The organism is Deltaproteobacteria bacterium (assembly GCA_012522415.1).
GTDB lineage: Bacteria > Desulfobacterota > Syntrophia > Syntrophales > JAAYKM01 > JAAYKM01.
The window spans coordinates 37,513-43,674 of sequence record JAAYKM010000045.1; the positions used below are offsets into that span (position 1 = coordinate 37,513).

The 6,162-nt window shown below is 49.6% G+C and carries 4 protein-coding genes; all 4 read right to left on the minus strand.

Translation table 11 applies throughout. From position 1 onward, the window contains the following. Positions 1 to 139: 139 nt before the first annotated feature. A complete protein-coding gene (locus GX147_04275) occupies positions 140 to 508 on the minus strand; it encodes a hypothetical protein (GenBank protein NLN59915.1) in 369 nt (122 codons plus the stop codon). A 283-nt stretch (positions 509 to 791) separates the two neighbouring features. Beyond that, positions 792 to 2,195, minus strand: coding sequence for a response regulator (locus tag GX147_04280; protein ID NLN59916.1), 1,404 nt, complete (start codon positions 2,193 to 2,195; stop codon positions 792 to 794). A 210-nt stretch (positions 2,196 to 2,405) separates the two neighbouring features. Then, on the minus strand, positions 2,406 to 3,785 hold the full coding sequence (locus GX147_04285) for a sigma-54-dependent Fis family transcriptional regulator (GenBank protein NLN59917.1): 1,380 nt from the start codon (positions 3,783 to 3,785) through the stop codon (positions 2,406 to 2,408). A 1-nt stretch (position 3,786) separates the two neighbouring features. Continuing rightward, a complete protein-coding gene (locus GX147_04290) occupies positions 3,787 to 5,298 on the minus strand; it encodes a PAS domain-containing sensor histidine kinase (protein ID NLN59918.1) in 1,512 nt (503 codons plus the stop codon). Positions 5,299 to 6,162 lie beyond the last annotated feature (864 nt).

Consider the following 6,162-nt stretch of genomic DNA (forward strand, 5'->3'; position numbering starts at 1 on the left):
CCTTCCCCGTCCCTGCCCCTACTTCACGGCCTCAAACAGCATATGGCACATCCTCCGTTCGGCAATCACCACCTGATTTTGAAAACCGTCCCCCTGACATCCGCGAATGGAGGAGCTGACTTCAGTTCCACACGATGATTTATGATATCGCGGATTTGAAGAGCTGACTGATATGGGGGATGACGATATTGATCATCAGCCCCAGGGAACAGAGCTTGGTGTCCACGGCCATACCCCACTGATAGTCGCCGAAGTATAACACGACAACAGCCTTGTCCCCTTCCAGTTCAAGAATGTAATACTTACCCATCTCAGGCAGACCACTTTCTTTCATCGTATTGATGATGTACTGCGTGATCTGATTGAACATGGCCGAGGCGACGGGGTTGGAGTTGAACGATGCGATCGACTGACCGTCACGGGTTGTGTAAATGTCGCTGGTAAAAGCGCCACCGTTGGAATATTCCTTTAGTTCTTCCATGGCCTGATTGAGTTTGCTGATATCCATAGTATGCTCCTTCAAAAAATTTGATTTTTTTTTCTTCCTGGCACTGGAAGTAAAAATTTTAAAGATGTTCATATGTCTTCCCGAACCGCCTTTCCCCGGTCTTCATGTTGCCCCCTTCAAAACGGCAACAAACAGCCCATGCAACGTCATCATTGTTCACCAAAACACCCTTCGATGACGGGGAAATAAAACCACATGGCATGCCGGTCCATTTCCTCAGTTTTTCCTGCAAACCGTTTCGCTCAAAAAATACCTGCATATCCGACGCGACGAAACCGTCATCTCAACTCGCCAGAGCATCGGCAAAGATTGCCTTGGCCTTGGGTAGCGCGACGTTGAGCAAAATACCCAGAGAGGTCTTTTTCGTGTCAATGAGGATACCCCACTGATACTCATCCATAACCAGCACAACCACCATTTTGTCGCCGGCCAGATCGATCATGTACGTGTTGCCCATGGACGGGAAACCCGCTTCCTTGATGCTGTTGAGCATGTACTGGGTGATCTGGTTGGACATGGCGCAATATGTTTCGTTCCCGTTGTAACTCATAATGGATTGACCGTCGCGACTCGTGTAAACATCGCACGAGATCAATCCGGCCCCTGCCGACTCTTTTAAGGTATTTATTGCTTCGTTCAGTTTCTTGATGTTCACGGCATTCTCCTTTCCTTCCGTAAATTGGGTTAAAGTTTCCCCCTCCCTCGGTAAATCGGGAGGACATTTTTCGTCTTCAACAGGTCCGTCTTCCGTATCGACCATGTCCTCAATCGCGGACGGGGCCCTGTCTCCGGACAAATCATTTTCACTCTCCACGGTTTCCCCCGGACCAAATTCATCAACCGGCGCGGTAGAAAACGAACCCTCCTCTGCCTGGTCGTCAGGTGGAGGGGTATCCATCGTTACCGCGGGAGCGGCCTCTGAGGAAACCGTTTGGCTGACCTCCTCCCCGATATTAAAAATATCGTCGAGTTCCGTATCGTAGGAACTCACCGGCGAAGGTCGTGCGGATTCGGATACAGGGCGGGACCGACGACGGCTCTCAAGAACCATGGAGATGAAGGCCAAATCATGCTGAACATTTTTTTCCACGGAAAAGGATTTTGAACTGACCTGGATCTCCGGGTGCTCCCAGTCAAGCATTTCCATCACGGCGGTTTCTCCGTAGCTGTTGGTCGCCGTCGCGTGAATCAAAACGCCTTTCCTCAAAAACATTTTTCCCGTCTGGCTATGATTGCGGATCGTCAGGATACACGTTTTCTTTTCGAGCTGGATCAACTTAAGAAAAGAAATCAGTTGAATACCGGACACCTTAACGTCATCGGATGCCTTGACGATGTTGTAAATATTGTCGACCAGAAGGTTGAAGTCCAGGGGCTTCTCCAGGTAACGAACCGCCCCCAGATGTGAGATACTGCTTTCAACGGACGGGGTACCGTAGGCCGTCATCACGATGACAGGAATTCTTGGATGGTGGGAACTCATGTAAGCCAGCAGCTCGAAACCGTCCATGACGGGCATTTTCAGATCGGTTATGATCAAATCGACGCTTTCCTCTTGCAGGACCTGCGTCGCTATTTTCCCATTCGCGGCCGTTTTGATCTCAAATTCCCGATCATGGGCCTTGAGCCCTTCGGCCAAACTTAGAAGGAACGTTTTATCGTCATCGACAATTAAAATTATCGCCACAATGAACCTCGCATGTATTAATCACCCGGAAAATCCGTGTGACTTCCCGCCCCGCAAACCCGGACAACATTTGATAAGCATCAAGCGTGCCGTAAAATGGAATTGTTGGATAAACCCCATGGTGACTGGGTTCACAGCCTTGGTGATTTTGGGAATGGGGCCGTAATGGCCACGGTGGTTCAAAACAGGCGGGTCATTATGATTCACTGACTAGTCAATTTGACCGGTATCTGGAGATTGGAAACGTCTCACCTTTCTTTTGAGCGTGGACAATGAAATGCCAAGGGCTCTGGCGGTCTGGGTCAGGTTGCCTCCCTTCTTTTTGAGAGCCTCCATGATATGGTTTCGTTCCATCTCTTCCAGGGGGATAGGGTCATCGCTAAAATCTGCCGCCACCGCGGCATCGTCTGTCTTTGTTTCTTCCGCAACAAACAGCAGTTCCGATGGACGAAGCCGTTGTTTGTGAAGAATGAATGAACGCTCCAGAACATTCCGCAACTCTCTGACATTCCCCGGCCAACCATATTTCAGCAAAAGGCGGATCTCCTTATCATCCAGATCCAGTGCTGGATTCCCACCGAAAAGAGCAATAAAATGGCGACAAAGCAGGGGGATGTCTTCGGCTCTCTCCCGGAGGGGCGGGATATGGATGCATAAAACGCTGAGACGGTAGTACAGATCCTTACGGAACTGGTTGTTTTGAATGGCTGTCTCCAGATCGATGTTGGTGGCTGCAATGATGCGGACATTGACCTGAACCTGAGATTCTCCGCCCAAACGCCGAATCGAGCTGTTATCCAGAACGCCCAGCAATTTAGCCTGGAGATGAAGGGGCATGGTGGAAATTTCGTCAAGAAACAGCGTTCCCCCTTCGGCCAGTTCGAAAACACCTTTGCGACTGGTTTCGGCGCCGGTAAACGCTCCTTTTTCATAACCGAATAATTCAGATTCAATCAGGCTTTCCGGCAGAGTCGCACAATTGATAAAGACAAAGGGTGCGTCATGCCAGGGGCTGGCATAATGGATATGACGCGCCAGCAAGGTTTTACCCGTTCCCGTATCTCCTGTAATCAATACAGGTGATCGAACCTCCGTCGCCCGTCTGACCATCTCAGACAACCTTCCTCGCTGGCCGAGTGTCCCGATGAGCATGGAGTTTTTCTGATCTTTCGCAGCTTTATAAGATTGGAGCAGTTTGGCGCGTTCGAATGCACTCATCTGCAGTGCCCGTTTGATGGATAACCTCAATTCCTCGAGTTCAAACGGTTTGAGCAAATAATCATGGGCCCCCGAGCGAATGGCCTGAATGGCATGTTCAAAAGAGGGGTGGGCCGTGATGAACAAAATTTTACATTCCTCGTTGCTCTCGAGAATCTCCGGGCAAATAGCGTGTCCCCGCCTGTCCGGCAACTTTTCGTCCAGAAGAACGACATCGATATTGTGCATGCGGCAAACGCGTAATCCGTCGTTAGCGGAATACGCCGTATGAACGTCAAAGAAGGGGCCGTGAAATTCTTCCTTGACCGTTTCGCAAAAGATTCGATCATCGTCGATAATCAATAAATTCCTCTTTATCGTTCCGTCATTCATTTCAGGCTGTCCCCAATGTCAACCGGACAAGCGTCCCTTCGCCCACTTTGCTTTCGATTGCTATATTCCCGCCAATTTGCATCATCAACTTTTTGACGATAACCAGGCCTAAACCGGTGCCATGGGGTTTGGAAGTAAAGAATGGTTTGAACAGGTTGTCCAACTGATATTGAGACATGCCGACCCCGTTGTCCCGGACGGTCAATTCCAGCGTTTTTCCTCTTTTATACAGGCCGATCACCACTTGGGCCCGAACTTCGGACTCCAGGAAGGCGTCTGCGGCGTTGCTGAACAGATTAAGCATGACCTGCTGCAGTGCCCGGGAGTCAGCAAGAGCCATGTCATCCTGGGTGGTGAGATCCGTTTCAATCATGATGCCACGGCCTTCGAAATCCTCTTTTACAAGGAGGAGAAAGTTGTCGATAAAAGACAGCAGGGAAATGTCTTTCAAGACCAGGTTTTCGTACATGTTAAAGTTTTTTAGTGATGTCAGTAAGTATTCCACACGATTAATTTCGTTCAATACCCTGTCGGTATATTCGAGGATTTTATCAGGGGAATAATTGCCGATGTTGTTCTTCAGCACACTCAGGGTCATTTTCATGGAATTGATCGGATTTCCGATTTCGTGACGGATACCCGAAAAGATGTATCCAAGATTGCTCATCATCTGAACGGATTCGGCGATGTTTTCCAAGCGGGTCCTCTCCGTGATATCGCGACTGATGACGAGCATTTCATCATTACCGAGAGGCATGAAACTGGCGTCGAAAAGCAAATTTCCCCGAGGGGCCGGAAGCTGATACTGGATTTTGGTGATCATCTTCTCCCGAAAGGACTGATTCATGGCATCAATGAACTGACCGACCACGGAAATAGGGAAAATATAATGAACAAAATGGCCCTTTTCCAGCCGCAGGGGAAACGTTTCATCCTCCATTAGCCTGGACGCCCAGTCGACGATCATCCCCTGTCTGGTCAATCGCAGGAAGATATGTGGAATAACATGATAAAACATGTCCAGTTCCGTCCTGGAAAGACGGAGTTCTTCCTTCACATCGTTGACATGACCGATGTCTGTCACGACAAGAACGGCGAAGAATTCGAGAGATGACGGTTCTTGATCCCGAGTTGCAGGGATGGGATGGAAGACGAGGCTCAGTTCCAGATCCTCTTGGAAATCGCGAATGGTGCACTCGTGGGACTGTTTTTGCCCCACCTTCCTTCGTGCTTCGCGCCATACGGACATCAAATGGCAATCCTGATCATGGCAGTGAGGATGAAAGAACGTGTGTAACGGCATGCCGATAATGCTGTCCAATCGGGACAATGACCACTGTTCGACATTGGTGCTGCATCGACGGATGGCGCCGTCATCGTCCACCAGCAGGATGAGATGAGGGAAGGCGTTTCCCGTGTCTTCTCGGGTATGACCGTCCGTATGATCAACCGGCGCAGAGGGGCCCTCCGAGGCGGACCACAAACCGGGTAGTTTCAGTGAACGTTTGTCCATATTCTTCCCCGAATCGTAACAATGGAGACATGAGAAAAATCATTTTCCGGATCGGGGCATTTTCCCGAACCGTCTGCCCGGATCCCCATGATTTCGGAAACGTGTTGCCAGCGAACGAAAACAACACGTAATTACAAATAAATCCCTTTTTTGCAATGAATATGTTGGCGACACCAACTGTCCTGGTCAGAACACATGACAGGCATAGTCCTTTTTATCGGAATAAATCCCGCCTGTTGACCTGAAGAGATCCATAAAGAAGACAAAGGGATTTCGATGCGTTTTCTTAAAAACTTTCACCCCGCCCCTCGGGATGATCTTGAGAAGCCCCCCAATACTGAAAAATGACCGTTGAAGCGGGGTTCGGGCTAAAGCGATTTTAACCCCGCGGGGCTCTGTGCCCGGAAAAGCATGGGAACACCCGCGATTCTACCGTTACTGAATAAAAAAGTGAAGCCCATTCTGCAGGCATCTTCATGGGTTCTCTATCGGCAGCGATAGATCTCCGGGTATTCAGGCGCCCGGAACAGGGATAGTTGTGATGCGGGCCCCATTCGTTGTTCCTTTGAGAGGTGAATACTCCCACACGAGCCATGAAGTTCAGGTTTTTGGGTGCTTTTTTCGTGTTTTTTTGGTTGCAAGAGCCGGTTTTTTGTGGCATACTCCCCGCCGATTTGGTTTGGTTCATTTCCTTTCCTTGGGAATTGTGGGCTGGTTCCCGGGGCAGGTCGTTGGCGTTACAGAGGAAGGGGATTTCAAGCGAGTCCTCCCAAATAGCGGGGAAAGGCCATGTTGCAGCGACGTCAGGAGCTGCTTACCCAAAATAATTTCGCATCGAAAGGAGAAAGTGATGATGAAAAAACC

Bases quoted from the DNA above. Each gene is read 5' to 3' on its own strand.
- GX147_04275 (NLN59915.1), bottom strand. From the start codon at position 508: ATGGATATCAGCAAACTCAATCAGGCCATGGAAGAACTAAAGGAATAT.
- GX147_04285 (NLN59917.1), bottom strand. From the start codon at position 3,785: ATGAATGACGGAACGATAAAGAGGAATTTATTGATTATCGACGATGAT.
- GX147_04290 (NLN59918.1), bottom strand. From the start codon at position 5,298: ATGGACAAACGTTCACTGAAACTACCCGGTTTGTGGTCCGCCTCGGAG.